At 67.2% G+C, this 3,515-nt stretch carries 2 protein-coding genes and 1 pseudogene; 2 read left to right on the top strand and 1 reads right to left on the bottom strand.

Translation table 11 applies throughout. The features are described from left to right. Positions 1-1,949, top strand: a pseudogene (locus tag DBR20_RS23460) (autotransporter domain-containing protein); the annotation flags it as partial. Positions 1,950-2,004: 55 nt separating this feature from the next. Here the strand turns inward: DBR20_RS23460 and DBR20_RS18125 are convergent. Continuing rightward, the gene (locus DBR20_RS18125) at positions 2,005-2,448 is read right to left on the bottom strand and encodes a GNAT family N-acetyltransferase (RefSeq protein WP_108267443.1); all 444 of its coding nucleotides are present in this window, start codon (positions 2,446-2,448) and stop codon (positions 2,005-2,007) included. A gap of 123 nt (positions 2,449-2,571) precedes the next feature. Here DBR20_RS18125 and DBR20_RS18130 point away from each other — a divergent pair, with 123 nt between their 5' ends. Further along, on the top strand, positions 2,572-3,366 hold the full coding sequence (locus tag DBR20_RS18130; protein ID WP_258223421.1) for an isocitrate lyase/phosphoenolpyruvate mutase family protein: 795 nt from the start codon (positions 2,572-2,574) through the stop codon (positions 3,364-3,366). Positions 3,367-3,515: the final 149 nt, after the last annotated feature.

Consider the following 3,515-nt stretch of genomic DNA (forward strand, 5'->3'; position numbering starts at 1 on the left):
CCAGCGGCGCGATCGCCGGCAACGTCAGCAACAACGGCAGCCTGGTGTTCAATGTCGGCGGCAACACCACGCTTGGCGGCGTGGTCAGTGGCAGCGGCGGGTTGACCCAGGCGGGCAGCGGCACGCTGACCCTTACCGGCAACAACACCTATACCGGCGGCACCACGATCAACGCTGGTGGCATCGTGCAGATCGGCAACGGCGGCGCCAGCGGCGCGATCACCGGCAACATCACCAACAACGGTGGCCTGGTGGTCAACACCGGCGGCACCACGACACTGGGTGGCAGCATCAGTGGTACGGGCAGCATCGTGCAGGCCGGCCTGGGCCCGCTCAACCTGGGCGGCAACAGTGGCGGATTCACCGGTACCGGCCAGGTCACCGGCGGCGGCCTGAATGTCACCGGCACCATCGGTGGCCAATGGACCATCGGCAGCGGCACCACGTTGTCGGGTACCGGCACCATCGGTGGCAGCGCTGGCGGCGTGACCGTGAGCAATGGCGGCGTGCTGTCGCCGGGCAACGGCCCAGGCAATGGCAGCAGTGGCGGCAACGGTACGGGCACGATCACCGTGGGTGGCAATCTCACCCTGGCGCCGGGCAGCACGCTGTCGGTCGATCTGGGTGCTACCGGCAGTGACGTGGTGCAGGTGGGCGGCAGCGCGAACATCGGCGGTGCATCGGTGGTGGTCAACGCCATCGACCCGAACACCAGCTACCAGCAGGGCCAGCAGTACACGATCATCAATGCAGGCGGCGGCGTCAGCGGGCAGTTCGTGCCACCCACCACCACCTCTGCGTTCCTCTCACTGAGCCCGGTCTACACACCGAATGCCGCGCAGCTGAAGATCGATGTGAAGCAGACAGCGGCCTTCGTCACGGCGGCGCAGACCCGCAACCAGCTGGGCGTGGCATCGGCGCTGGACAGCCTGCCGCAGACCGGCGCGGCGCTGGGCCTGTACAACACGCTGCTGGCCTACGACACCGCCACCGCGCGCAACGCCTTCAACCAGCTCTCCGGTGAAGTGCATGCGGCCAGCCGTGCAGTGCTGCTGTACGACAACTACCTGGAAGAGGGCATCCGCCAGCGTCTGGGCAGCGAGCTGCCGACGGTGCGTGGCGAGCGCGCTTCGGCATGGCTGGCCGGTAGCGGCAAGGTGTTCAAGCAGGACGGCGATGGCAACGGTGACGAGATCCGTGCCAACCGCAATGCACTGATGGCCGGCGTCGACTGGAAGCTCGGCGAGCATGTGGTGCTGGGTGCGGCGGCGGGCAGCGAGCGGTTGGATACGCGGCTGTACGATCGCCAGTCGCGTGCACGCCTGCGTGGCAACACCTATGGACTGTATGCGCAGGGTGAGTGGAACAACGGGTTTGCGGTTGGTGGCAGCGTGTCGCGAGGCGATTACCGCACGCGCACCACGCGTGAAGTGCCGCTGCTGGGACAGACCCTGCACAGCCGCCAGGATTCGGATGTCACCATCGCCCAGATCGAAGGCAGCTGGACCTGGACCCATGGCAGGACGCAGCTACAGCCGTACGTGCAGTTCACCAAGCACTGGGTGGACAGCGATCGCGCGGTGGAGCAGGGCGGCAGCGCAGCACTGGTACTGGAGGGCGGCAAGGACACGCTCAACGTCAGCACCGTCGGCGTACGCGGCCGCTGGGATGTGGGCAGCGGCGAGCGCTATCCGGCACAGTTGACGGTCGGACTGGGCTGGCAACACGCGTCCGGTGACACCGACGTGGCCAGCCGGCAGAGTTTCGCCGTCGGTGGCAATGCGTTCGATGCCTACAGTGCCGTGATGGCGCGCAATGCGCTGGTCAGCCAGGTCGGCGTAGCGGTCGGCCTGGGACGCAGCAGCCAGCTGTCGCTGTTCGTGCAGGGCCAGCATGGCGACGGTCGCAACGATATCGGTGGCCAGTTGAACCTGCGCGTCGGGTTCTGAGCTGGCGTGCCAACGGTAGATCCACGGCATGCGTGGATCCGTCGGGAGCGGGGGGCTACAGCACCCGCTCCATTTCCACGGCGTCGATCCCGGCGCCGTGGCCGTCGGCCACCACGCGTACCACCTGGAAGCCGAGACCGGCATAGAAGCCCTGCGTGTGCTGGCTGGTGCTGAGCGTGATGCGCTGGATCGACGGGTCTGCTGCTGCCTGGCGCAAGCGGGCCACTGCCAGCGCGCGTCCCAGCCCCTGTCTGTGGCGACCTCGTTCAACCATGCCCCAGCAGAAGCTGGTGCGGCCTTCGCCGCAGTTCCAGAGGCCGCCACAGGCCACCACCTGGCCCTCGACCTCGATCACCTGGAATGCGCACTGCGCGGCGTGTTCATGCAGGAAGCGCTCGAAGTCTCCTCGCTCCTGGGGGGCGAAATAGGTGGGCACGTTGCTGTCGAAGATCGACAGGCAGGCGGTGATGTCGCTGCAGTTGTAGGGGCGAGGTGTCATGAATGCACGTCATGGTGGTGGCGGGCACATTGTGCGCGAGGTCCGTGCCATTGATGTCCGAACATGGCGAGCCCGGAAACCGGTTCGGGCGCAGACTGCAGGTCCCCGTCATCAGGAGGTTCCATGTCGAATGCTCATGCCCGTTTCGTAAAACTCCACCAAGGCGCCGGTCTTTACGTGCTGCCCAACGTATGGGATGCCGGTGGCGCCCGCCTGGTCCAGCAGCAGGGGGCTCTCGCGGTGGGAACATCGAGTGCTGCGATGGCGTGGTCCTGCGGTCATGCCGATGGCGGTGCGCTGCCTGATACCGCGCTGCTGCAGCGGGTTTCCGAAATCGTTGGTGTGACCTCGTTGCCGGTCACGGTCGATATCGAGGACGGCTACGGCGATGCCCCCGACGTGGTCGCTGCGAGGGTGCTGCGCCTGGCCGATGCAGGTGTGGTCGGGATCAACATCGAAGACGGCGCAGGCAACCCTGCGGCGCTGGTGGACAAGATCACCGCCATCCGCTCGGCGCTTGGCGGGCGATCGCTGTTCATCAATGCGCGCACCGATGTGTATCTGCGCGGCCTGGCCGAAGGCGATGAAGCAGCCAGGATGAGCATCGATCGGCTGCAGGCCTATGCACGTGCCGGTGCCGACGGCGGCTTCGTGCCGGGACTGCGCGCGCTGGACGAGGCTGCTGCGGTTGCCGGCGCCGTGCCGCTGCCTCTCAACCTGATGTGGCTGCCGGGGATGGCGTCTTTTGCCGCGCTGTCGCAGGCCGGCGTGCGGCGGCTGAGCGCAGGGCCCGCGTTGTTCATGCACGCATGGACGGCGATGGCTGCGGCGACCACGGATTTTCTCGGCGGCGCGATGGTGATGCCCGAGGGTGCACCGGGGTATGTGGCCTTGAACCAGCTGTTCAGCGAAAGGTGAGGGCGCTGGGGACGGGGGCAGCGGGAGGCTGGGCCACGGGCGGATAGTCGACTCGAGCGGGCCGAGACATCCACGCATGGCGTGGATCTACTGCCGCAGCTGGAGGAACAAGCCCCTCTGTTGAGGGGCTGCCCCGACAGGGGCGGGAG

The organism is Stenotrophomonas sp. HMWF023 (genome assembly GCF_003060985.1).
GTDB lineage: Bacteria > Pseudomonadota > Gammaproteobacteria > Xanthomonadales > Xanthomonadaceae > Stenotrophomonas > Stenotrophomonas lactitubi.